This is a genomic window from Ligilactobacillus hohenheimensis (assembly GCF_947381805.1).
Lineage (GTDB): Bacteria > Bacillota > Bacilli > Lactobacillales > Lactobacillaceae > Ligilactobacillus > Ligilactobacillus hohenheimensis.
On sequence record NZ_CANCXC010000001.1, the window covers coordinates 374,519 to 397,839 of the forward strand.

The window sequence follows — 23,321 nt, forward strand, 5'->3', positions numbered from 1 at the left end:
GGCGCTCGGACGGCGTGCTATAATCGAAGGGAATTTGAACGATTGGAACGACGAAAATGAAACGAAACCTAACGCGGAAGAACCACATTATTTGGCGCCGGTTAGTCACCGGGGTGGTTGTCTTGGCCATTGCGGTTTGCCTGACTGGGATTGGGCTCCTTGTTAAAGCCCAGTTTCCTTATTTTCAGGCGCGGCATGAGGCCACCCAGATGGCTGAAAAGTACGTGCACGTTGATAAGGTGAGCCATTTTTACTGGTATAACCGTAACCAGACGTACTTCACCATTGCCGGCCAGAATGACAAGGGGCAAAACGTGTACGTCATTATCCCGAAGAACGGGGCGAGTGTGAACGTTTATTCCCAGCGGGCGGGAATTTCTGCTCAGCAGGCTGCCCAGGTTGCCCGGAATAACGACACTGTGCGGAAGGTGCAGGCGACAACGTTGGGAATGCACGCGGGCAAACCAGCGTGGGAAGTGGCCTACCTTAATAAACAGAACGAGCAGTGCTACGTCCTGTTAAGCTTTAAGACGGGAAAGGTTATTCAGCAAAACAAGGGCATTTAGCTACTGACAAGGTGCCTAGTCTACGCTATAATTTAAGGAACAAGTAACATGGTTGCAGGTGCAAGCCAGCAACCGGAGAATGGAGGAGTTTACGTGCAAACAATTAGTATTATTGATGCCAAGGACCACGTTGATGAACAGGTTCGAATCGGGGCATGGCTAACTAATAAGCGGTCAAGCGGAAAGATTGCCTTCCTGCAGTTGCGGGATGGTTCAGCATACTTCCAGGGGGTTGTGCTGAAGAATAACGTTTCACCCGAAGTGTTTGCACTGGCCAAGGGCTTGAAGCAGGAAACGAGCCTGTACGTTACGGGGACAATTCACGCTGATGAGCGGTCCCACTTTGGTTACGAAATTGCGGTCGATGACATTGAGGTTGTCGGTGAAAGTGAGGATTACCCGATTACGCCCAAGGAGCACGGGACGGACTTTTTGATGGATCACCGTCACCTGTGGCTGCGGTCCCAGAAGCAGTTTGCCATCATGAAGATTCGGAACGAAATTATCCGGGCAACGTACGAGTTCTTTAACAAGGAAGGCTTTACGAAGCTGGACTCCCCAATTCTGACGGGGAGTGCGCCGGAAGGAACGACTGATTTGTTCCACACGGAGTACTTTGGGCGGGACGCCTACCTGTCCCAGTCCGGGCAGCTGTACGCCGAAGCAGGGGCAATGGCTTACGGTAAAGTCTTTACCTTTGGCCCTGTTTTCCGGGCCGAGAAATCAAAGACCCGGCGGCACCTAATTGAATTCTGGATGGTTGAACCAGAAATGGCCTTTATGCACCAGGAAGAAAGCCTGGAGTTACAGGAACGCTACATTGCCTTCCTGGTCCAGAGTGTGCTTGATCACTGTGACTACCCACTAACCATTCTTGGGCGGGACAAGGATGTTCTTCGCCGGTACACCGAGTTACCGTACCCGCGGGTCACCTACGACGATGCCATTAAGTTACTGCAGGAATCAGGTGAGTTTGACGGCTTAGAGTGGGGCGTGGACTTCGGTTCACCGGAAGAAACCTACCTGGCAGAGCACTTCAACAAGCCGGTTTTTGTGCTGAACTACCCGAAGGCCATCAAGCCGTTTTACATGAAGCCGCACCCGACCCGCGATGACGTGGTCATTTGTGCGGACCTGTTGGCACCGGAAGGTTACGGTGAAATCATCGGGGGGTCTGAGCGGGCCACGGACGTTCACTACCTGGAAGAACAGATTAAGCAGGCGGGCTTAAACATGGATGATTACCAGTGGTACCTTGACCTACGGCGGTACGGGAGTGTGCCGCACTCTGGGTTTGGGCTCGGCTTAGAGCGGATGATTACGTGGATTACCGGTGAAAGTCACATCCGGGAATCAATTCCGTTCCCGCGGATGCTCAACCGGATTTACCCGTAAAATTAACTAAGAACGTGATTAATTGGAATGAGGGAGGTTGCGACGTTGGTCACGACCTCCCCGTTCCGTTCAGGAGGCGCAGGATGACGCAGAACTTTGTCAAATACATGCAGGCCGGCACGATGAGTGTTTCAAACCTCCTTTTGCGGCATTACCATGAAGTGGGACTGACGGAAGAGGAGCTGGTCTTGATTCTCCAGTTGTTAAGCTACCACCAGGAGGGGGACGATTTTCCGTCGATTGATGCGGTGGCCACGATTATGGGCAAACCATCTTCCCGTGTGTACGAGTTGATGCACCAGCTCCTTCAAAAGAAGCTTCTCCAGGTTGACGAGGCGCCGGCAGCGGATGGGCGGAGTCAGCAGCGGTACGACATGACGCCACTGTACGCGAAGTTAAGCACGTTACTTGCCCACAAGGAACAGGCCGTAAACAAGGCTACCCATACCCAAACTAAGGCAGACTTATTTGCTATGATTGAAAAGGAATTTGGGCGGACCCTGTCGCCGATTGAGGGGGAAATGATTGACGGGTGGCTGACAAACGACCACTATTCACCAGCAATGGTGGAGTTGGCCTTAAAGGAAGCGGTCCTGAGTCAGGTATACAACCTGAAATACATTGACCGGATTTTGATTGCCTGGGAGAAGCGCAACCTCACGACGCCTGCTGCCGTTGAGCGCGACCGGGCTGAGCGCCGGGCACACCAGGTAGCAAATCAGCCGGCCAAGAAGCAGGGCAAGCATGCCAAGCCGGCCATTCCGATGTACCACTGGACGGATCAAAAGTAGCGGGGTGATGAAATGCAGCATACACGGCGACACTGGGGATTACGGATACTGGGCGGGTTACTCGTCCTTGGGTTAATCGTGACGAGTAGCAACGCCATTCAGGCCCAGACCACGGCTACGCAGGTTCGGTCAATCCGGCGAGCCCTTAAGCAGAGCCATGCGCAGGCAATCGTTATTGTAAACGGGCGCGGCCAGGCGCCCAAGGTTATTCAAACCACGACGGGGCGGAATGCGGCCACGGCTGACCGGTTATTCCCGATCGCTTCTTTACAGAAGGTAATGACGGGGGTGTCCCTGGCCCAGCTTATTCGGCAAAACAAACTTACCCTCAATGACCGGTTAAGCCGGTATTATCCCCACGTGCGGTATGCCCACCAGATTACGGTGCAGCAGTTAATCACCCATAGTTCGGGGATTCGTGACCGGCTGCCTGCTCCGGCAGCGGTCCTCCCGACGCAGAATCAGCAGTTAGCGTTCACCCTCCGGAACTTGCATTCTACCGGGCACCACTTTTGGCACTATTCAAACGCCGAGTACGGCTTACTTTCTGGCATTATTAGTCAGGTTAGTAAAACGCCATACCAGCAGTATTTAACCCGGAACGTTCTGAAACGGGCGGGGCTATCATCTACCCAGTTTGCCTTTTATAACCACGTGCACCGGGTTACGACGATTCCCGTGTCAACGACGGGCTTAAACGGGTTTGACCAGGTGGCCAACTTTAATCGGCTGCAGCGCACCATGGCAGGAGCCCCTGGAGCGGGGGAATTATACTGTACGCCCCGGGGTTACTGGCAGTTTATTCAGGCCCTGACACACAACAAGCTGGTGCCCTTAAAGATGATTACCAAGAGGGTCGCAATTGAGGGAGGCCCGTGGTACTTTGACGGGGTGTACAACCATCCGGGGTTGATTCACGCAGATGGCGCAAATAACGGGTATGACTGCACGTTTTATTGCGATTACCGTCACCACAAAACGCTCATGCTTTTTACCACTAACGTGTCGTTTGTCCACATGGAAACCCTGGGATATAAACTGTTTAAGATTTACTTTGGGTACAACTACGAGTAATGCGGGGGAATAGGAATGGAACGGTACGAGACCATAGTTGAACAGGACTACGAACGGGAACACGCGGCGATGATCCGCCAAGCAGCCCCGGAAAGCATGGTGCTGTTGGAACACGACGGGACGCTTCCGGTCAAGTTTATGAAGAAGATTGCCCTGTACGGTGCGGGGGTTCGGCATCCCGTGAAGGGTGGTGCCGGTTCGGGTGACGTGAATGTCCGGCATTTTTTGAACGTTGAAGAGGCGTGTGAGCAGGTCGGGCTAACGGTTCTGACAAAGAAGTGGTTGGACCGGTATGATCGCGTTTACCGGAAACGGCAGGCGGCCTTCCGCACGGAAAAACAGGCAGCGTTAAAGAAGGCACCGCACGATTTAGGGGTGATGCTGCGGTTGATGCCGACCCCGCAGGACTACGACATTCCGCTGGATTACCCGGAAGAGGCGGACTTGACCGTGTACGTTTTAACCCGGAATTCAGGGGAGGCAAACGACCGGCAAAACGTTGCGGGGGACATTCAGCTGACTCCGGAAGAGGTGCGGGACATTATCACCCTGAGCGCGCAGAGCCGGCGGTTTGTCCTGGTGTTAAACGTTGGGGGGTTCGTTGATTTGACCCCGATTCAGGGATATGTCCACACGATTTTGCTTGCAAGTCAGTTGGGGATGGCAACGGGAACGGCGTTAGTGGACGTTCTTTTAGGAAAGAGTTATCCGTCAGGGAAATTGACAATGACGTGGGCGCCGTTGGAGAACTATCCGGTTAAGCATTTTGGTGAACAGGATAACACGGACTACACCGAGGGGATTAACGTTGGGTACCGGTACTTTGCGGCGCACCCGGAAGAAGCGGCCTACCAGTTCGGGTATGGAAGAAGTTATACCGACTTTGAAATTAATGCTCGTGTAACGGACGTTGCGCCCGCCGGGATTACCGTGGAGGCGACCGTAAAAAACATTGGCATTTACCCCGGAAAAGAGGTTATCCAGGCGTACGTTACCAAACCAGAAACGGAGTACAAGATGGCGGCCGAAGACCTCATTGGCTTCATGAAAACCCCGGAACTAGCGCCGGGGGAAGTGACCATCGTGACGCTGTTCCTGCCGATTGAGCGGTTGGCAATGTACGATAGCGCCCGCGCAGCCAAGGTGCTGGTGAACGGCCCGTACGTTTTGGCCGTGGGCAATTCAGCGGCGGCAAACCCGGTCGCCCGCATCTACCTGGACCGGATGGTGGTGCTCGAACAGCTCCATCCACTGAGTAGTGCGCACCAGGCAACGGTTACCGACCAAACCTTTGAGTACGACATGCGCCATGATGATATTCGGCTGCCTAAATACTACCTGCGGGCGGAGGACTTTACGACCAGAACGGTAGAACCACCGGTCGCTCCCGAAGAGCTTCCCGCAGCCCCCCAATCGTTCTGGGAGGACGTGGTGGTGGGAAACCACACCCTCGACGACTTTATTGCGGGGTTATCGGCCGACCAGCTGTGCCAGTTAGCAGTAGGAAATTACGATGATTCGCCAGCCGGAAGCGGTTTTGTGGGGAACGCAGCGACAACGGTTGCGGGGGCCGCTGGACAAACGACCAGTCAGCTTCGTGGCAGTGGAGTGCCGTCGTTGGTAATGGCGGATGGCCCGGCCGGTCTCCGTTTGAGCACGGTGTATACGCTTGATAATAAGGGCAATGCCCAGGCGGTGACCCCATCGTTTGGTGGCGACCACCGGCACCATTCGGCCAGTCGGGGGAAAAAGTATTACCAGTGGACGACCGCTTTGCCAATCGGAACAGCAGTGGCGCAAACGTGGAACCCGGCAATTGCCCGGCAGTACGGCGATATTGTTGGGGATGAAATGACCCGGCTTGGGGTTCATTTATGGCTGGCGCCCGCTTTAAACATCCAGCGGTCGCCACTGGATGGCCGCAACTTCGAGTACTATTCGGAGGATCCGCTGTTGAGCGGGTTGATTGCGGCCGGGATTACTGCGGGTGTGCAGGATCATCCGGGCTGTGGGGTTACCCTTAAGCACTTTGTGGCGAATAACCAAGAAACGAACCGGATGTACTCCAGCAGCAACATGAGTGAACGGACGCTCCGGGAGATTTACCTGCGGGGGTTTGAGGTTGCCGTTAAAGCGGGGAAACCCGCAGCGGTAATGACGGCCTATAACCTCGTTAACGGCCAGCATGCGGCCGCCTCATCCAGTCTAGTCACCACCGTTTTGCGGGCCGAATGGGGCTTTGACGGCATGGTGATGACCGACTGGTTTAGTACGGCTAGTGATGGTCAGGTACACCAGCATCCGGCTGCGAACGCCGCGGCGTGTGTGGCTGCCGGAACAAACCTGATTATGCCCGGAACGCCGGACGACTACGACAGCATTGCGGGGGCGCTGGCAGGAGGGACGTTAACGCTTGCCTGGCTCCAGGAAAACGCCCGGATGATTTTAGGAACACTGTTGCGGTTGCGGGTCCGCTAGGAAAAACTACCTAATGAAATAGAGACAACAATAGAGGCTGTGATTTTTGTCACGGCCTCTATGTTTGCATTAAAGGTTACTGTCCTTAATGTCAGCCAGAAAGCGGATAATGAGTTTAATTTCGTCCGGGGTATACGTTGCCTGAATGTGATCCGCTAACTGCTGGTAGAGTTCCTCCCGCATCGTATTGTGCAGCGCAGCGAGCTGCCTTCCGGATGCCGTCAACTGGTAGTAAATGTTTTTTTGGTTATCAGGGTGCTTAGTTCCCGTGATTAACGCAAGCTGTTTGAGCGTGCGGGCCGCGCGGGTCACGGCTCCGCGGGTTACTCCCAATTCGGTTGCAATGGCACTCCCCGGCATTTCCCCGTGGTGGAGCAGGGCATCCAGTAAGTGGTAGGCCACCACCGAAATTTTGGGGATGAGGGCTTTAAGGGCATCATCCGTGACGTGGGCTTGCATCCACTTTTTAGCGGTGGACTGCTCGTTATGCGGGGTGTGCCGTAGTTGGGCAATCAGCAGCGATAACCGGTCAATTTGATTTGCCATGGTTAAAACTTCCGGGCAAGCTGAGCTGCCTGTTCCTTTGCTGCCGTAATGATTGCTTCGCGCTTGGTTGGGTCCTGGTCAGCCCCCTCGACAAAGATGCTCTGGAAATCCTTCACGCCAAAGAGCATGAAGATTCCCCGGAGGTAAGCGTCCCCAAAGTCTAATTTAGTCATCATGGGGTTTGCTTCTGGTCCGTGGTATACGCTCCCAGCTGCTTGAATGTGGACTACTTTGCGGTCGCCAATCAAGCCGACGGGACCGTGGTCCGTGTACTTAAACGTCTTGTGCGGAACGGCCATCACGTCAATGTACTGCTTTAACTCAGCTGGCAGGAAAAGGTTGTACATCGGGTTGATGAAGACGTACTTATCAGCCGCCATGAATTCGGCAAGCCATTCATTGTGGCGGGAGAGGAGGGTGGCTTCCTCAGCGGTTAATTCCTGTCCGGCCTTCTGGTGCTTCCAGGCACTCATTGTGGTGTCGTTGAGTGGCGGAACGGTTGTGTCGTACAGGTCGCGAATAACGACGTCATCATCTGGGTGACTTTCCCGGTAGGCTTCAATAAAGGCATCCCCGACGCTCAATGATAAACTCGGCTCCACGTGGGGGTGGGCCTTAACAACAAGTAACTTAGTCATATTAAACTCCTCCAATTAATTATCTGCGTTGTGGCAAGCATACAATGATTTTTGTTGCTTGTCAACAAAAATGAAAACGGGTGGTATGCAGAAAGATTAGGGTGAATAGGGAAATACCTCTCATTGGCAAATATTCTTGGAGGGAGGTGGGTGTCATTGCCCGAACATTCGGATAAAATAATGCGCGCTGCCCGTTCATGTGAAAAAGCTTCACAAAAATGATCGTCACCCGGCGAATTTAGCGGTATAATTTTCCGTGCAAATAAAAACGGGTTGCTTAGCTTAACCCATAGGAGTGAATTTGAACAATGGTTGTCTTTTTGCTGCAGGTCTTTATCATGGTTCTGCTGCTGGTAATCGGGTTAAAGGTTGGCGGCGCCGTCGGTTGTGGGGTCTTCGCCTTACTCGGTGAATTAGTAATGGTCTTCCTGTTTCACCTGGCACCAGGTAAGGTTCCGCTGGCGGCGGTCTACATTATCCTCGCCATCGGGATCGCTGGTGGGGTACTGGAGCTCGCCGGTGGGATTGATTACCTCGTATCACTGGCAGCACGGGTAATCCGGAAGTACCCGAAGTTGATTACATACGTGGCTCCGCTCGTCACGTTCCTGTTCGTGTTCGGGGTGGGGACGTCCAACATCGCCCTGTCACTGGAACCAATTATTGCGGACACGGCGGTAAAGGCTGGCATTCGGCCAGAGCGGCCTTTGAAGGCGACGGCGCTAACGGCCAATACGGCACTGCTGTGTTCCCCGGCCGCAGCGGCGGTGGCGTACATGCTGTCGTTGTTCGCCAACCACGCGATTACGATGCGGAAATACTTACTGATCGTGCTCCCAACGGCCATATTAACAACGCTGTTACTGAGCACGTTCATGACGCTTAAGAAGTTCAAGACAAGCGATAAGAAGTTCATGCGGCAGTACCAGGCTAAGGATGCCGAACAAGGGGAGCAGCACTTCTCTGTGACGACCAAGCTGGCAACGCTGGTGTTCATTCTGGGAATCGCGCTCGTCTTACTGTTTGGGATCTTCCCGGAGATTGCCCCGCGGATGCTCCTGCACGGCAAGATGACGGCCGTCCCAAACGACCTGATGGTAATGTTGCTGCTGTTTGCTACGGCGGGCATCAACATGGCCTTCTGCAAGATTAACCCGGGCAAGGTCTTCGCTACAAAGATCGGGTCCTCCGCGTTCGGCGGCTTGCTTGCAGTCCTTGGACCAGGCTGGTTGGGCTCCACGCTCTTTGATAATCCGCACAACCTGGTGCTGTTAAAGCAGCTGGTCGGCTCAATCGTCACGCACAACACGTGGATTGTGGTGCCGCTGATTATGTTGGCATCGATGCTCATCATGTCGCAGTCGGCCACGGTCGCAGTCATCTTCCCGATTGCGCTGAGCCTCGGAATCACGCCGCTGTTCTTGCTGGCAACGGTCCAGGCGCTGAACTTCGTGTTCGTCATTCCGGCCCAGCCACCGATGCTGTTTGCGGCGGACATCGACGAAACGGGCGGCACCACCAAGTACGGCTTTATTGTGCCGGGAATCTTTACGTTGCTGGTATCGATGGTAATCGGTTTGATTATGATTCATGTGATGCCGGTGTAGGTTTTAATTGTTCAAAAGAAGTAATCTTATGAAAAGCGAAAAGAAATATATTAATAAGCTATTTATTATCCAAGGCATATTGACGTTGTTCGTTTTGTTTGACTATTGGCGCTTTTTCAATAGGAATATAGTAGGAGTAGCATTTTTCTTCTTTGTTTTGTTGACTTTTTTCTCATATGTAAACCAGAATATTTTGTATGCGGTGAGGGTTCTATCGGCTTAGTTAAAACTATAAAGAATATGTTGTTGTCTATTGTTGCATTCGCTATTCTTATATCCATATTAGATGGTAAACCTGTAACAAGTTACGATGGAGCTATTGGGTATATTACTACTGGGTTATTTAATCCTATTTCATTGATGAACATTTTTTATTGTGCAGCATTCTTATCCTTATTTTTTAATTTAATTTGTGGTTGTAGCAACAAAAATAATGTGGATTCATCAAATCAATATTTTAGATTAGTTTGTATGAAATGGAGATTTAATGTTCTTATGTTGGAAGCTATAGTCGCGACTATAGCGTGTTTAGGTACTCAAATAACTAAACACTCGCTAATAACACTTATATTCATATTTTTGATGGCTCTTTTTGTTGCTCCATGTCTTTATAAACTAAAAAAGGAATTAGATTTTTACGATTTAGCATATCGGCTAAAACAAGAGCGGAAGAACCTTTTCATTGATAAATAAACGGTTTTTTGTCAAGTCCTGTTCTGTTGATGAAGAGAATGCGTCGCCTATTTTTAGGCGGCGTTTTTTGTATTTTAGCACTCTCAATTAACATAATTCAGTAAATGAGTTGATCATAATTTCAAAGGTTATTATTCGTCGTTAACGTGGCTCGATATTTCATATCGACAAGACCAATGGTAGATCTGAATTATGCGAACTATTTCTTCAGGATTTTTTATAACAAACTCCATAATCATAAAATATTTCGTATTTCATTGACTCTATTAACTCTGATACAATGACAACAGTTAAGTCTTTTCGTTTATAGTAAGCGATTATATCGGGGTTGAGAATATGGATTACGAATCAGAGGCACAACTTGAGGAGAATTTGATTCAACAGTTAGTTGGGTTAGGCTATGAACAGGTTAAAATTGATGATATTGATTCATTAGAAGATCACTTTCGGCAAAAATTAAACCAGATTAACGCAGATAACCTAAAGGATCAAAAACTTTCGAATAAGGAATTTGAGCGGGTTAAGAATGAAATGATTGGGACACGTTCTATTTTTGAGACTGGAAAACTATTGCGTGGCTCTGAATTGCAACCTTATGGGAAAATCAATATTACTCGTGATAATGGTGAAAATGTTTACTTGACGTTTTTTGACGCTAAAAATTATCAAAATAATGATTTCGAAGTTGCTCATCAGATTAAAAACGAATCGAGATATAAAAATCGATACGACGTCACGCTGTTAATTAATGGATTACCGCTAGTTCAAATTGAATTGAAGCGGCGTAATGTTGAATTGAGTCAGGCTTTTAACCAAATTATTCGCTATCGTGAAGAGGCGATGAAGAATAATTTATTTAAGTATGTCCAACTTTTTGTGATTTCAAATGGAGTTGACACCCGTTACTTCTCAAATCAGGAAGTGGGAAATTTTAACTCGAATTTTATGTTTGTTTGGACTAATGAAAAGAATAAATGGATTAATGAGATTGATGAGTTTTCAGCGTCATTTTTGAATCCGCAGCGTTTACATAGCATGATTGCACGTTACACAATCTTTGATAATGCCCACAAAAGCATGTTAGTTATGCGGCCATATCAGGTTTATGCAACTGAAGCCATTCTTGAACAGGCCCTTAATCACCCAGAAAAGAACGGGTTTGTTTGGCATACGACTGGTTCAGGAAAGACAATCACTTCATTTAAGGCTGCCCAATTAATGTCACAACAGGAAAGCATTGAAAAGGTTATCTTTATGATCGATCGGCGTGATTTAGATACCCAAAGTATCAAGAACTTTAACTCATATTTATCAGACGCTAACCAGATTGATATGACGGATAGCTCATTTAAATTAGTTAAGCAGTTGAACTCAAATGATAGTAAATTAATTGTTACGACGATTCAAAAAATGAGCAATGCAATCAAAAACGAACAACACAGTCGGGAACTTGAGCAATTCCATGACAAACATGTGGTCTTTATTGAAGATGAATGTCACCGTACACAGTTTGGAGAAATGCGGATCGCGGTTAACAAGTGGTTTAAAAATGCACAACACTTCGGATTTACGGGGACCCCGATTTTTGAAGAAAATATGGGTCAGAATAAACGGACGACTGAAAATCTTTATGACGAATGTTTGCATAAGTATCTAATCAAAGATGCAATTCGAGATAAGAATGTTTTGCCTTTTAATGTCCAATATATAGCGACGTTTAAGGATAAGGGTATTGATTATGGAGATGAAAAGGTTGAAGGTATTGACACCCAAGAAGTCTTTGAGACCGAAGAGCGGATGCGGAGAGTTGTCGAACACATTTTATTGAATCATCGAAAGCTTTCTGGAAATGGAATGTATAATGCAATTTTCACGGTTTCGAGTACTGAAATGGCGCTGAAGTATTATGCATTATTTAAAGAATATATTGATAAGATGGATGATCCAATTAACGTGACGACAATCTTTACGTGGCAAGCAAACGAAGACTCAAATGAAGCCAATCAAAATTCTGAAAATTCAACTTCACGTCATGGTTTAGACAACGTAATTAAAGATTATAATGGACTATTTGGTACGAATTTTGATACGAGTAATTTTGATGATTATTTTGCCGATGTTACTAATCGGATGGTTAACCACCAAAAAGACACCCCAAAACAAAATATTGATATTTTGATCGTTGTTAACATGTTCTTAACTGGATTTGACTCAAAGCGTCTTTCAATGCTTTACGTTGATAAGAAGCTTCAGTGGCATGGTTTGGTTCAAGCATATTCACGGACTAACCGGGTTGAAAAAGATACTAAACCTTTCGGAAACATTATTTCATATCGTAATCTGAAGAAGGCAACGGATAATGCTGTTCAATTATTCTCAGCAGGAGATATGGGCAGTTTCTTAGTTGAACCTTACGAAAATGTTTTGGAACGATTTAAGCAGGCGGTATTAGCATTGAAGAACTATGTTGCTAAACCTGAAGATGTTGATGGCTTATATGATCAGGGCGACGAAGCAGTCAAGAAGTTTATTGAATTAGCACGGGATGTCTTTCGAAAGCAAAATCAACTGCGGTTTTATGAAGAGTTTGATTGGAATAAGATTAGCGATGTAATTGATGAAGGGACGTTCCAACGCTTCCAAGGCAAGTATCTCGATGTAAAAGATGAGTTTAAAAGGGAACAAGGGGATAAAGAATCAATTATCGATGATATCGACTTTGAACTTTCTTTGTTAGCTGTGGATCAAATTGATGTTCGCTATATTTTGAATCTTATTCAGTCAATTGACTTAACTTCAAAAGAGCAACAAGCCAAAGATGTTGAAGTGATAAAAAAAGCGATGGAAAACACTGCTAATACGGATGGTTTACGCTTGAAAGCAGCTTTAATCCGGAAGTTCCTTGAAGATGTTATTCCAATTTTGGGACCGAATGATAATATTGGCAATTCGTTAAATGAGTTTCTTGCTAAAGAACGCGAAAAAGCGGTTGATGGTTTCTCTAAGGAGACAAAATTATCCGAGAGCCAGATTGACGAAATGTTTAACGAGTACAAGCGTAGTGGCGGAATCGATTCAGAAAAATTAACGACTGAATTAAACGACTTAGGATATGGCTTTTTACAGAGCCGAAAAGTCGTAAGGAGGACGATTAATTTTGTTAAGGAAACAAGTAAAAAGTATACGATTTAAAATTTAAAGTAGATTAGAGAGGATACTCAATAAATGACGGAAGAAATACATGATATTCAAAAGCAACAACAAGCCGAAATTCAAAAGCGGTTATGGGCAATCGCGAATGACCTTCGGGGAAATATGGATCCAAGCGAATTTAAAAACTATATTTTAGGATTCATCTTTTATCGTTTCCTTTCAAATAAAGTTGAAAATTACGTAAATAAACTTTTGAAAAATGATGGGATCTCATACGAAGAAGCTTGGGAAGATGAAGAATTTCAAGGTGAATTAAAGGACGCATTAATTAAGGATATTGGATATTTGATTGAACCCGAATATCTTTTCTCGAACTTTATTAAGAAAATCAATGCTGGTGAATTTGATATTGAAGAGCTTCAAAAGGCAATTAATGCGGTTGAAAATTCAACGGTTGGTGCGGAATCAGAAGGAGACTTTGTAGGTTTATTTGCGGATTTGAACCTACAATCACCAAGTTTAGGATTAACCGTTGCAGATCGCGGAAATCTTGTCTCAAAGATTTTGCTTCAACTTTCTGATATTCCGTTTGAACAAGAAGATCTTGAAATTGATGTTTTAGGGGATGCCTACGAATACTTAATTGGCCAATTCGCTGCTAACGCTGGTAAAAAAGCGGGTGAATTCTATACTCCGCAACAAGTTTCAAAGTTGTTAGCTCGAATTGTTACTCTTGGGAAGAATGAATTACCTAAAGTTTACGACCCAACAATGGGGTCAGGATCATTATTGCTTCAAGTTGGGAATGCCGTTGGAAAGGAACACGTTGGGAATTTTTTCGGTCAAGAATTAAACCGTACGACATACAACTTGGCACGAATGAACATGATCATGCACGGAATCAATTATCGTAACTTTGATTTTAGATTAGGCGACACGTTAGAACATGATATGTTACCTGATTTAAAGGCAGATGCAGTAGTTGCTAACCCACCATATTCTGCTAAATGGGATACAACTGATAAATTAGACGATCCGCGTTTTAAGAAGTACGGAAAGACATCACCAAAGTCAAAGGCGGATTTTGCCTTTGTCGAACACATGCTTTATCACTTAAAAGATGATGGAACAATGGCAGTCGTATTGCCTCATGGGGTTTTATTCCGGGGAGCAGCAGAAGGTGTAATCCGGAAGTACATGATTGAGCAAGATAATGTTTTGGATGCGGTTATTGGGTTGCCAGCTAACTTATTCTATGGAACATCAATTCCAACGGTTGTCTTAGTCTTTAAGAAGAACCGGACGAATAAGGATATTTTCTTCATTGACGCTTCAAAAGAATTTGAAAAGGGTAAGAACCAAAACATCTTAACAGACGAAAATATCGATAAGATTGTCAAAACGTATTCTGAGCGAAAGGATGCTGAGAAGTATGCTCATGATGCAGATTTTGATGAAATTCAGGAAAATGACTTTAACCTCAACATTCCACGTTATGTAGATACGTTTGAAGAAGAACCTCCCGTTGATATTAAGAAAGTGTCTCAAGAACTTCAAGATATTAACAAAAAGATTAAAGAAACTGAAAGTGAGTTCTTATCAATGGTTGACGAATTGCAAGTAACTGATGAGTCAAAAGACATCATTGAGGCGATTAAGGAGGCGTTTAAATAATGACAAAAGCCGATAAAGAAGGGCAAAGAAAGACGCCAATCCTTCGTTTTAAGGGATTTACTGATGATTGGGAGCAGCGTAAGTTAGGAAATATATTTGAAAAACTAAATGAAAGAAATAAAAATCTTGAATTTAATGATTCTAAAACTATATCTATTGCCACAATGAAATATAATCCCCAAGGCAATGGTGCAAAGAAATTAGATGGATATAAAGTATTAAGAAAAGGTGATGTTGCTTTTGAAGGACATTCCAATAAAAAATTTAAATTTGGAAGATTTGTACTAAATGATTTGGACGACGGTATTATTTCTCCTAGATTCGCTGCGATAAGACCAATTGATAAAATAAATATATTTTTTTGGAAATATTATATACATTCAGAAAAAGTGATGAGAAATATACTTATTCATTCTACCAAGCGTGGAACAATGATGAATGAACTTGTCTATTCTGATTTTTTTAAGCAAAGTATTTTAGTTCCTACTAATACTGAGCAAAATAAAGTAGGTATTATTCTAAATCTTGTTTCAAATCTTCTCGCCTTATATGAACGAAAACTTAAACTACTTTCACAGATAAAAAAGTATTTTTTAGACAATTTATTTGCAGAAAAAGAATATCCTAACCTGAGATTTAAAGGATTCACTGATGCGTGGGAGCAGCGAAAGTTAAAGGAATTAGGAAATATTAAGAGAGGTGCGAGCCCTCGTCCTATTTCTGATCCTAAGTGGTTTGATGAAAATGGAAAATATGGATGGTTAAGAATTTCAGATGTTACTTCTCAAAACGGACAAGTTTTTCAAATAGATCAGCATTTGTCTTCTATTGGCGAAGAAAAGACAGTTTTAATTTCCAGTCCTCATTTAATAATTAGTATTGCTGCAACCGTTGGTAAGCCTTGTATAAACTATATTCCAACGGCAATCCATGATGGTTTCGTAGCGTTTTTGGATTATAAATTTAATTTAGATTTTATGTTCGAATGGTTTAATAAGAATCAAAATATATGGTTAAAATATGGACAACCTGGAGCGCAAATAAATTTAAACAGTTCAATTATTGGTAATCAAAAAATTAAAATGCCTGAGGAAAATGAACAAGAGAAGATTGAAAAATTATTTAATATATTAAATAATCTTCTCACCTTATATGAAAACAAACAACAACACCTTACTGAAATTAAAAAGACTCTTCTAAACACCATGTTCATCTAACAAACACCTCGTCAAAATGGCGAGGTGTTATTTTTTACAATGCAGCTAAATGACGCATAATTTTATCGTTATCTTGATTTTCAAGCTCCTCAATGATGTGAATGTATGTGCTTTGAGTAGTTGTCATATCTGCATGACCTAATCGCTTAGCAACACTTGCAGTTGAAACTCCGGCATACAAAAGAAGTGAAGCATGCGTGTGCCGCAATCCATGAACTGAAATTACAGGAATTCCCGCATGTTTGCATTTCTTTTCAAGAAAGAAGTTGACTGTTGAATTGTATATTCTTTTAGTTACAAAAATTGGCTTATCCGCAGGTAGGTTTCTAATCAAACCACTAAATTGCATACATAATTTCCAGTCCAGTTGAATTTTTCGGACTGAAGATTTATTTTTAGTTGGTTGAAACCCACCGTTCTTATCCTTGTAATTCCAAGTCTTAGTTACTGATAAGTTTTGTTCTTCAAAATCAAAGTCATTTGGAGTTACGCCAAGGGCTTCGGCAAATCGAAGACCTGTTTTTGCAATCAGCAGAACCAACCAATCAATTGATGGTTTATCTCCTAAATCAAGCTCTTTGATTAGCAATTTCAATTCAAATTCACTTAAAAATTTGGTTTTCTTTTTCTTTGGATCTTTCCCCTTAATGATTGCACGTCGGGTAGGATCATGTTTGATAATTCCATCATCATAAGCATCTAAGATTGCAGCTTTAACCTGATGATGAAAATCCATTACTGTTTGGCGTTCATGATTAACAGCATAGTCATTAAGCAGTTTTTGATATGTTTGACGATTTAAATCTTTCATCATCAAAGTAGGCGCAAGTCCTTTGATTTTACGATAGGTTACCCAATATTTTTGAAGGGTTACATCGCGAATCGCACCGACCTTATAAAGTTTTACCCATGACTTAAAGTATTCATGTAAGTATTGTGATTTTGTTCTTCTTGGCATAAGAAAAACCTCCCATAATAAATTTTTGGCAAAAGCCAATTTTTATTATGAGGAGGTTAGGTTGTTAGATGAACATGGTGTTTAGGAGCTTCTTTTTGATTGCCGTCAATTTATTCTTCTTGCTGCAATACAATTTAATATTGCTATTAATTGAACTAATAAGCCTACTTATCTTTTCTTGTTCTTTTAAATTTTCTGGATAAACAATATTGAAACTTAAAAAAGTTTTTTCATGTATCCGTTTTGATCCTGTTCCTGAAGAATAAGCCTCTGTCTTCTTATAAAAGGATCTACGAGCAATATAATAATATAAAAATTGCTTGTTAATGTTATTTATATTCAAGCTAGGAACATCTCCGGAAGTAACATATCCTTCAAATTGTGAAGGAATAATTGCTAGAGAACCATTAAATAAATTTTGCTTTCCATATATTAATTGACCCGCTTTTCTTAAATAGTAGGTTGTTGAATTTAGTTTTAAAGTAGTTCTATTAGCTCCTTTTTGAACGCCACCTAAATTTAACTTTACAGTCAAAATTCTTGAAGGGGAATCAATAGTCACTTTTACTTTCTCTGGAATACTAAGGAATTTAGAAAATTTACTTTTCAACCATGTATCTTCATATCCTTTGAATCTCAAGTTAGGATATTCTTTTTTTGTAAATAGATTGTTTAAAAAATACTTTTTTACTTGTGAAAGTAGCTTAAATTTTCGTTCATATAAAGTGATTAGCTTTTCTAAAGAATAAAGTAACTTTCCGATATTTTGTTGTTCTTCAAAACTTGGAAATTTAATTTTCAAGTTAGATACTAATTTCCAATCAGATCTAGGCATTTTGGTCCCAGTAGTTGCATTAGCTACATCACTAAATTTCTTGGTTTGAATATAATAATATAGAAAATCATTATTCAGTTTAATACCATTAAAAACCCAAAAATCGCCAACAGCTATCCCTTTAAATTGAGGTTTTAACCAATTATTTAAATATGGACGTAATTTTCCAAAAAGAATATCATTTTTTTGAAAATATATACCTTGTTTAGTATTTTTTCTAGAAAAAATATCTTTATTTAATCTTCCTATATTTGGAATAATGTCTGCATATTCGATGTAAGGTAAATCACTAGATTCTCTCTTTTGTGTCTTTCTTTCAATTACCTTTCCTAACTTACGCTGCTCCCAAGCGTAGAAGGAGAGTGTAAGATATCTTGTGTAATCTTGAATGATTGAATTGAAAAAACGATTTTAATTGATGATACTAGGTATGGTAGTTGGTTTAAATTGAAGGTAATCAAGGAGATAAGCAATGATTAATTTTTCCGAAATGAGGCGAAGCGACCAGGAAGCATTTTTAATGTATCCTATTGTTAAAGTACTCCAACAGTTAGGTGGCAAATCCTCGACTCAAGCATTACGTCGGGCAGTTGTAATACGAACGGATTCAATTGATGAAGATGTTTTGAATGAGAGAAAGGTTTCCAAGAAGGGGAATCTATACTGTCCATTTAATTTTCCGTTTAATTTTGCACTCAAGAATCTTGAGCTTGCTGGATATATTACACGGCCTCAGCGCGGTTTTATTCAGCTTGCGGAAAAAGGGCGTACTTTTCAAGGCGAAAAGAATGGGTTTGCTGAGAAAGTTTACGAAGTTTCACGACCATATTGGGATAAAAAGGAAAAACATAATTCAAGTGATGAGTTTGAAGAAAATTCATCAGAGGAGGAATCGTGGCGGTTACGTCTGTTAAATGCTTTAAATAATTTATCCCCACAGAAATTTGAACTTTTTTGTCGGGCGTTGATGCAACAACTGAATATTGAGATTGATGAAAAATTAGGAATGTCACCAGTTGGGGATGGCGGAATTGACGGCTATGGTTATTTAACAAGTGATGATTTAAGGACAACAAGGGTTGCTTTACAAGCCAAGAAATGGGGAAAGAATAACTCTGTTTCTTCTCCTGAGATTGATAAGTTCCGTGGGGCAATGGACAAATTCCGGGCAGAGTACGGAATTTTTATAACCACTTCTTCGTTTACACGGAGTGCAGTCGAAGCGGCGCGACGGGGGACGCATGTGATTACGTTAATTGATGGGGAGCAATTAGTTGATTTAGTAGCTAAGTATAGGCTTTATGTTCATCCTGTAACTACTTATGAGTTAGATGATTTTTTCCTTGAGTAAAGAGTAATCCGTATTACGAGGAGGGAAATTTGCAATGAAATACACGTACTACGCTGTTTTCCACCCTAACGCCGAAGGTCAGGTTGAGGTTACTTTCCCAGAATTAGGCATTGCCACGTACGGTGAGAATATGACAGATGCGCAGAAGGAAGCGCACGATGCCCTCGCAGGTTACTTGTTGGTGCAGGAGGATACACACAGTCCAATTTCTGAGCCGAAGAAGCCGTGGGGACAAATCACCGCTAGTTCTGGCGATCAGGTTATTGCGGTGACGGTGGACACAGAGAAAGAACGATAGTTTATAAAAGCGCCCCTTTCCGAAGAAGAGACGCTTTAAAACGATTCGAATAACCCGCGTTATTTATCAGCAAGTAGCTTGAGTGCTCCTTGCACGGCGGGATTGTTCAGAACTTCTTTAAGGCTTTCTTTTTCGAGTTTTTCGGTATCACGATTCTCGCTGGGATTTGTAGAAAGGGCAGCGAGATCAGCAGGGTTATATTCAGGAAACTGATTGATAAAGTTATTAAATGCATCCATTGTCGTTACTCCTTTCTAAGTGTTTCGGTGTTCCAGTTGGAGTTTATTCTAGCACGTTGTTGTAAAAATGCAAAAAGTTCTCTGGATAGGGACAAGTTTATACTTATTTTTCCTAGTCTTCTCCTTCTGCAATGAATTTAGCCAGCTCTTCGTCGGTTGTTGCATCACGGACATTTTCTTTTCCGATGGTGTTAATCATCGCTTTTACGGCGTCATCCATTGCTTGGGGCGTGTTGTTCTTTGCAATCGTTTTGCACCATGCATCCATGTCCATCATAATCCACATGATTTGCTGGTGGGCGGTTAGCTGCCAGTTGCTGGGATCCTGGACTGGCGGGTAGGGGTGCTGGGCGTTGATCCACCCGGCAATGGCGTCCTGTGCGTTTTGCGCCAGTTCCAACATTGTGTTTCCCTGCGTGACCATACCTTTAATGTTTGGTGATGTAGCAACGTAGTAGTGACCGTCGTCATGAAATTCTTCAACGATAATCGGGTACGTAACAATATCTAAAGGGAAGACTCCTTTCTGCTGACATTCTTCTGTCAAACGTTTATTCCTCGATCTTAAAGATGAAATGCAGCATTTGCATAACCATCAATAAATCGGTCATTCGTAAATGATCAACCGGTTCAACTGAGGTTAATCGTTTTAATGAATAGCTGTGTAACTGAGTAGTGTTGATTCGTCCATGAACGTCATAATCAGTTAGCGGGAGATAACCACGAAAATTATTACCGTACGATGTAATCGGACATACCACAATATAGTTGGTCTTGCGATTGTAACTAGTTAGAAAAAATAATAACAGCGGGGTGCGGCCTTCGCATTTCTTCACCAAGTGATGGTGAAAAGTTGATCCAAACAATATCGCTCTGACGGTAATTTTTAGTTATGCGCTTGTTCCTCCATGGATGCTCGTTCAAAACTATTATTGTCGTCTGCAGGAACGAACGGATCATCTGAAGTGTATGGGTTCTTTACCTTAGGCACCATTGTAATGAAACCATCGGGACTTTGATGAAAGATATACTGTTGTCCTACAGGTACTTTGAATTCACTGGGAATAGAAACAACAACTGAATTGCCTATTTTACGTGTTGTTCCTGTGAGCATAGTAGCCACCTCCATGTTAGATATATTCCTTCCTGTATAACTAGACTATACAGTGTATTATTTTTGTAGACAACCATGCTCAATTTTATATTCAACGGGGAACATCCCGTATCGATTTACGAAATCATGTATGTTAGTAGCAGCAGAGTCAGAGTTTAGCCAAGCAGGCCGCGGCCCAGAGTAGTTCTTCGCAGCAGCCGGCTGATCAGGACGATAATGACGATGATTAATGCGTCGTTTTAGGTGTTCGTCAAAGTAAATATTAAAGGAAATTGGGGAAAAACTAGTTTCTCGGTCTTTTTTGGAATTCTGTCTAGGTAATTACAAATAACCACCAACCAAATGATTGTTGCAACTTTCTCACGAACATTTTATAATAAATGACGTTATGGAGAGTTGGCAGAGTGGTAATGCACCGGACTCGAAATCCGGCGAACCGGTAGTACCGGCGCGCAGGTTCAAATCCTGTACTCTCCTTTGAATGTTGCGGAACTCTGTAAAACGTTGATTTTACGTGTACGTGAAAAGTCGGACGATGAATCGCTTGCGATTCCTCATCCGGCTCTTTGTTTTGCTAATAGTTGGCGCTTATAGGCAAAAAGAGTACAATAAAAAGGATATTGAACGGTTATTTTAGGCTATTAAGAATAGCTAGACACGGAGTGATCAGTTATGCCAATGTACTTGTTAATTATTTTTGCGGTCGTATTACTAGACCAGCTCGTTAAGTTTTTTGTGCGGACCCAGATCCCGGTAAACGTTAGTTACACGTTGGTTCCGCACATCTTATCAGTGACGCACGTTCAAAACTACGGGGCAGCGTGGAGCCTTCTTCTCGGGCACCGCATTTTCTTCCTGATTTTTACCGTGATCGCGTTATCAATCATGATCTACTTCTTCCGTGACCTGTGGCATAACTGGGGGTATGCTTTGGGAATTTCCCTGATGATTGGGGGAACGCTGGGGAACTTCATCGACCGGCTCGTGGTGGGCTACGTGGTCGATATGTTTAAGTTTAAGTTTATCCAGTTTCCCATCTTTAACATTGCTGACATTGCCCTGACGTTTGGCGTAATCATCGTTCTGCTGACCGTGATGCAGGACGATGCCCTGTAGACCCATGCTAACGGCGACGATTACAACCCAACAGGGCCGGATTGATAAGGTATTGCCCCAGCTGTTTCCGCAGTATTCCCGGTCGCAGTTTCACCGGTTGATTAAGTCCGGTGCGGTCACGGTTAACGGAAACGTTCCCCGCGCTAAGGATCAGGTTCGGCAGGGCGACCTGATTCAGGTGACGGAACCTGCGCCAGTGCACCTGGATTTGCAGCCGGAGGACATTCCGCTTGATATTGTGTATGAGGACGACGATGTGCTGGTGGTGAATAAACCGCAGGGAATGGTGGTTCATCCCGCACCGGGCCACCCCGACCATACGTTGGTCAACGCTCTGTTATACCATTGCCCACTTTCAACCATTAACGGGACGTACCGGCCGGGAATTGTTCACCGGATTGATAAGGATACGTCCGGGCTATTGATGGTGGCTAAAACCGACCGCGCGCACCGGGCCTTGGCCGCCCAACTCAAAGCTAAAACCAACATCCGCGAATACACGGCGCTTGTTCACGGCAACATCCGGGAGGACCACGGGACAATCAACGCCCCACTTGGCCGGAACCCGAAGAACCGGAAACAACAGGCGGTTGTTCCTGGCGGACGCCCGGCGGTAACACACTTTACGGTGGTGCACCGGTATGGCGATTACACGCTAATCAAGTGCCAGCTTGAAACTGGCCGGACGCACCAGATTCGGGTTCACATGAAATCCATCGGGCATCCGTTGGCGGGTGACCCCCTATATGGCCCCCGGAAAACGCTGGCGGGCAACGGCCAGTTTCTTCATGCGGGAAAGTTGGGCTTTACTCATCCGGTAACGGGCAAACAGCTTATTTTTACGGCCCCGCTTCCGCCGGTGTTTGAAAAAACGCTTGCTCGGCTTGACAAACGGGGACGGATTCAGTAAATTAAGAATAACAATTGTCCTTTTAATTTAGTCCCGTGAGGCTAATAAGGGGGTACGGTTCGGCTACTATGGCCGGAAGAACCACTTAGCCTTACTGTACGGCTAAGTGGTTCTTTTTGTGAACAGGAGGAAGCTTTATGACCAAACAAGTCTTAGATGCGATGGCGATGAAGCGGGCGTTGACCCGGATGACCTACGAGATCATCGAAAAAAACAAGGGGGTTTCGGGCTTAGTGCTTGTTGGGATTAAGACCCGGGGGATTTTCCTTGCTCGCCGGATTGCGGCGCGGTTAAAACAGCTTGAAGGCGCGGTTGTTCCGGTTAAGGAACTGGATGTGTCCCAGTACCGGGATGATCAGCCATCATCGATTAAGCGGCAAGCCGCAGCGGAGGCCGATGACCTTGACCTGACTGGGCAAAACGTTGTTCTGGTTGATGACGTGCTGTTTACCGGGCGGACAATCCGGGCGGCGTTAGATGCCCTAATGGACCAGGGCCGTCCTGCCCGTATTTCACTTGCGGTCTTAATTGACCGGGGACACCGGGAATTACCGCTGCGCGCTGACTTTGTCGGGAAAAACATCCCGACGGCGCAGGACGAAGACGTTAAGGTGGCCGTCACTGAGGTTGATGACCATGACGCCGTTACAATTGAAAATAAGTGATTT

General features: G+C 44.4%; 22 protein-coding genes and 1 tRNA gene. 15 read left to right on the top strand and 8 right to left on the bottom strand.

Annotated elements, in window-relative coordinates; translation table 11 throughout:
• Nucleotides 1–56 precede the first annotated feature (56 nt).
• The 5 genes from QOR60_RS01915 to QOR60_RS01935 all read left to right on the top strand — a co-directional run bounded on the left by QOR60_RS01915 (nt 57) and on the right by QOR60_RS01935 (nt 6,304).
• A complete protein-coding gene (locus QOR60_RS01915) occupies nt 57–566 on the top strand; it encodes a cell wall elongation regulator TseB-like domain-containing protein (RefSeq protein WP_283581670.1) in 510 nt (169 codons plus the stop codon).
• Between the two features lie 93 nt (nt 567–659).
• Nucleotides 660–1,961: an asparagine--tRNA ligase gene (asnS, locus tag QOR60_RS01920; protein ID WP_283581671.1), complete on the top strand. Its 1,302-nt coding sequence runs from the start codon at nt 660–662 to the stop codon at nt 1,959–1,961.
• A gap of 83 nt (nt 1,962–2,044) precedes the next feature.
• The gene (locus QOR60_RS01925) at nt 2,045–2,752 is read left to right on the top strand and encodes a DnaD domain protein (protein WP_283581672.1); all 708 of its coding nucleotides are present in this window, start codon (nt 2,045–2,047) and stop codon (nt 2,750–2,752) included.
• Nucleotides 2,753–2,764: 12 nt separating this feature from the next.
• Nucleotides 2,765–3,826 (top strand): serine hydrolase domain-containing protein, encoded by a 1,062-nt coding sequence (locus QOR60_RS01930; protein WP_283581673.1) that lies wholly within the window; start codon nt 2,765–2,767, stop codon nt 3,824–3,826.
• 15 nt (nt 3,827–3,841) lie between these two features.
• Entirely contained in the window at nt 3,842–6,304 is a 2,463-nt protein-coding gene (locus QOR60_RS01935) for a glycoside hydrolase family 3 protein (protein WP_283581674.1), read from the top strand.
• Nucleotides 6,305–6,373: 69 nt separating this feature from the next.
• Here QOR60_RS01935 and QOR60_RS01940 read toward each other — a convergent pair whose 3' ends face one another.
• Together QOR60_RS01940 and QOR60_RS01945 are read right to left on the bottom strand one after the other, a co-directional pair.
• A complete protein-coding gene (locus tag QOR60_RS01940) occupies nt 6,374–6,850 on the bottom strand; it encodes a MarR family winged helix-turn-helix transcriptional regulator (RefSeq protein WP_283581675.1) in 477 nt (158 codons plus the stop codon).
• Between the two features lie 2 nt (nt 6,851–6,852).
• Nucleotides 6,853–7,488, bottom strand: a complete 636-nt coding sequence (locus QOR60_RS01945) for an FMN-dependent NADH-azoreductase (RefSeq protein ID WP_283581676.1) — start codon at nt 7,486–7,488, stop codon at nt 6,853–6,855.
• Nucleotides 7,489–7,796: 308 nt separating this feature from the next.
• Here QOR60_RS01945 and QOR60_RS01950 point away from each other — a divergent pair, with 308 nt between their 5' ends.
• The 4 genes from QOR60_RS01950 (at nt 7,797) to QOR60_RS01965 (ending at nt 15,832) form a co-directional block, all read left to right on the top strand.
• A complete protein-coding gene (locus QOR60_RS01950; protein WP_283581677.1) occupies nt 7,797–9,095 on the top strand; it encodes an anaerobic C4-dicarboxylate transporter family protein in 1,299 nt (432 codons plus the stop codon).
• A gap of 1,029 nt (nt 9,096–10,124) precedes the next feature.
• Entirely contained in the window at nt 10,125–12,980 is a 2,856-nt protein-coding gene (locus QOR60_RS01955) for a type I restriction endonuclease subunit R (protein ID WP_283581678.1), read from the top strand.
• Nucleotides 12,981–13,013: 33 nt separating this feature from the next.
• Nucleotides 13,014–14,615 carry a type I restriction-modification system subunit M gene (locus QOR60_RS01960; protein ID WP_283581679.1) on the top strand — a complete coding sequence of 534 codons (1,602 nt, stop codon included), beginning with the start codon at nt 13,014–13,016 and terminating at the stop codon, nt 14,613–14,615.
• Entirely contained in the window at nt 14,615–15,832 is a 1,218-nt protein-coding gene (locus tag QOR60_RS01965; RefSeq protein WP_283581680.1) for a restriction endonuclease subunit S, read from the top strand. The genes QOR60_RS01960 and QOR60_RS01965 overlap by 1 nt, the downstream gene beginning before the upstream one ends.
• 34 nt (nt 15,833–15,866) lie before the next feature.
• Here QOR60_RS01965 and QOR60_RS01970 read toward each other — a convergent pair whose 3' ends face one another.
• Nucleotides 15,867–16,790, bottom strand: coding sequence for a site-specific integrase (locus QOR60_RS01970; RefSeq protein WP_283581681.1), 924 nt, complete (start codon nt 16,788–16,790; stop codon nt 15,867–15,869).
• Nucleotides 16,791–16,854: 64 nt separating this feature from the next.
• Entirely contained in the window at nt 16,855–18,018 is a 1,164-nt protein-coding gene (locus tag QOR60_RS01975) for a restriction endonuclease subunit S (protein WP_326520557.1), read from the bottom strand.
• 79 nt (nt 18,019–18,097) lie between these two features.
• Here QOR60_RS01975 and QOR60_RS01980 point away from each other — a divergent pair, with 79 nt between their 5' ends.
• Both QOR60_RS01980 and QOR60_RS01985 read left to right on the top strand, forming a co-directional pair.
• Nucleotides 18,098–18,976 carry a restriction endonuclease gene (locus tag QOR60_RS01980; protein WP_283581682.1) on the top strand — a complete coding sequence of 293 codons (879 nt, stop codon included), beginning with the start codon at nt 18,098–18,100 and terminating at the stop codon, nt 18,974–18,976.
• A 34-nt stretch (nt 18,977–19,010) separates the two neighbouring features.
• Nucleotides 19,011–19,274, top strand: a complete 264-nt coding sequence (locus QOR60_RS01985) for a hypothetical protein (protein ID WP_283581683.1) — start codon at nt 19,011–19,013, stop codon at nt 19,272–19,274.
• Between the two features lie 59 nt (nt 19,275–19,333).
• Here the strand turns inward: QOR60_RS01985 and QOR60_RS01990 are convergent, their stop codons facing one another.
• The 4 genes from QOR60_RS01990 to mazE form a co-directional block, all read right to left on the bottom strand.
• Nucleotides 19,334–19,513, bottom strand: coding sequence for a hypothetical protein (locus QOR60_RS01990; protein WP_283581684.1), 180 nt, complete (start codon nt 19,511–19,513; stop codon nt 19,334–19,336).
• Between the two features lie 112 nt (nt 19,514–19,625).
• Nucleotides 19,626–20,060, bottom strand: a complete 435-nt coding sequence (locus QOR60_RS01995; RefSeq protein WP_283581685.1) for a type II toxin-antitoxin system HicB family antitoxin — start codon at nt 20,058–20,060, stop codon at nt 19,626–19,628.
• A gap of 239 nt (nt 20,061–20,299) precedes the next feature.
• Complete coding sequence (locus tag QOR60_RS06915; RefSeq protein ID WP_408612528.1) at nt 20,300–20,473, bottom strand: type II toxin-antitoxin system PemK/MazF family toxin; 174 nt, start codon at nt 20,471–20,473, stop codon at nt 20,300–20,302.
• On the bottom strand, nt 20,400–20,627 hold the full coding sequence (gene mazE / locus QOR60_RS02000) for a type II toxin-antitoxin system PemI/MazE family antitoxin (protein WP_283581686.1): 228 nt from the start codon (nt 20,625–20,627) through the stop codon (nt 20,400–20,402). Before mazE ends, QOR60_RS06915 begins: the two co-directional genes overlap by 74 nt.
• Before the next feature lie 390 nt (nt 20,628–21,017).
• On the opposite strand from mazE, the gene QOR60_RS02005 reads away from it, so the two are divergent.
• From QOR60_RS02005 to pyrR, 4 genes are all read left to right on the top strand, one after another.
• Nucleotides 21,018–21,104, top strand: a tRNA-Ser gene (locus QOR60_RS02005).
• A gap of 195 nt (nt 21,105–21,299) precedes the next feature.
• Nucleotides 21,300–21,743 carry a signal peptidase II gene (lspA, locus tag QOR60_RS02010; protein ID WP_283581687.1) on the top strand — a complete coding sequence of 148 codons (444 nt, stop codon included), beginning with the start codon at nt 21,300–21,302 and terminating at the stop codon, nt 21,741–21,743.
• Entirely contained in the window at nt 21,733–22,653 is a 921-nt protein-coding gene (locus tag QOR60_RS02015) for an RluA family pseudouridine synthase (protein WP_283581688.1), read from the top strand. Before lspA ends, QOR60_RS02015 begins: the two co-directional genes overlap by 11 nt.
• 137 nt (nt 22,654–22,790) lie before the next feature.
• The gene (pyrR, locus tag QOR60_RS02020) at nt 22,791–23,318 is read left to right on the top strand and encodes a bifunctional pyr operon transcriptional regulator/uracil phosphoribosyltransferase PyrR (protein ID WP_283581689.1); all 528 of its coding nucleotides are present in this window, start codon (nt 22,791–22,793) and stop codon (nt 23,316–23,318) included.
• Nucleotides 23,319–23,321: the final 3 nt, after the last annotated feature.

Coding starts and splice junctions, on each gene's coding strand:
- QOR60_RS01955 (WP_283581678.1), top strand. CDS start 10,125: ATGGATTACGAATCAGAGGCACAACTTGAGGAGAATTTGATTCAACAG.
- QOR60_RS01945 (WP_283581676.1), bottom strand. CDS start 7,488: ATGACTAAGTTACTTGTTGTTAAGGCCCACCCCCACGTGGAGCCGAGT.
- pyrR (WP_283581689.1), top strand. CDS start 22,791: ATGACCAAACAAGTCTTAGATGCGATGGCGATGAAGCGGGCGTTGACC.
- QOR60_RS01990 (WP_283581684.1), bottom strand. CDS start 19,513: ATGGATGCATTTAATAACTTTATCAATCAGTTTCCTGAATATAACCCT.
- QOR60_RS01970 (WP_283581681.1), bottom strand. CDS start 16,790: ATGCCAAGAAGAACAAAATCACAATACTTACATGAATACTTTAAGTCA.
- lspA (WP_283581687.1), top strand. CDS start 21,300: ATGCCAATGTACTTGTTAATTATTTTTGCGGTCGTATTACTAGACCAG.
- QOR60_RS01960 (WP_283581679.1), top strand. CDS start 13,014: ATGACGGAAGAAATACATGATATTCAAAAGCAACAACAAGCCGAAATT.
- QOR60_RS02015 (WP_283581688.1), top strand. CDS start 21,733: ATGCCCTGTAGACCCATGCTAACGGCGACGATTACAACCCAACAGGGC.
- QOR60_RS01965 (WP_283581680.1), top strand. CDS start 14,615: ATGACAAAAGCCGATAAAGAAGGGCAAAGAAAGACGCCAATCCTTCGT.
- QOR60_RS06915 (WP_408612528.1), bottom strand. CDS start 20,473: ATGATCCGTTCGTTCCTGCAGACGACAATAATAGTTTTGAACGAGCAT.
- QOR60_RS01930 (WP_283581673.1), top strand. CDS start 2,765: ATGCAGCATACACGGCGACACTGGGGATTACGGATACTGGGCGGGTTA.
- QOR60_RS01980 (WP_283581682.1), top strand. CDS start 18,098: ATGATTAATTTTTCCGAAATGAGGCGAAGCGACCAGGAAGCATTTTTA.
- QOR60_RS01985 (WP_283581683.1), top strand. CDS start 19,011: ATGAAATACACGTACTACGCTGTTTTCCACCCTAACGCCGAAGGTCAG.
- QOR60_RS01950 (WP_283581677.1), top strand. CDS start 7,797: ATGGTTGTCTTTTTGCTGCAGGTCTTTATCATGGTTCTGCTGCTGGTA.
- mazE (WP_283581686.1), bottom strand. CDS start 20,627: ATGCTCACAGGAACAACACGTAAAATAGGCAATTCAGTTGTTGTTTCT.
- QOR60_RS01915 (WP_283581670.1), top strand. CDS start 57: ATGAAACGAAACCTAACGCGGAAGAACCACATTATTTGGCGCCGGTTA.
- QOR60_RS01935 (WP_283581674.1), top strand. CDS start 3,842: ATGGAACGGTACGAGACCATAGTTGAACAGGACTACGAACGGGAACAC.
- QOR60_RS01940 (WP_283581675.1), bottom strand. CDS start 6,850: ATGGCAAATCAAATTGACCGGTTATCGCTGCTGATTGCCCAACTACGG.
- QOR60_RS01925 (WP_283581672.1), top strand. CDS start 2,045: ATGACGCAGAACTTTGTCAAATACATGCAGGCCGGCACGATGAGTGTT.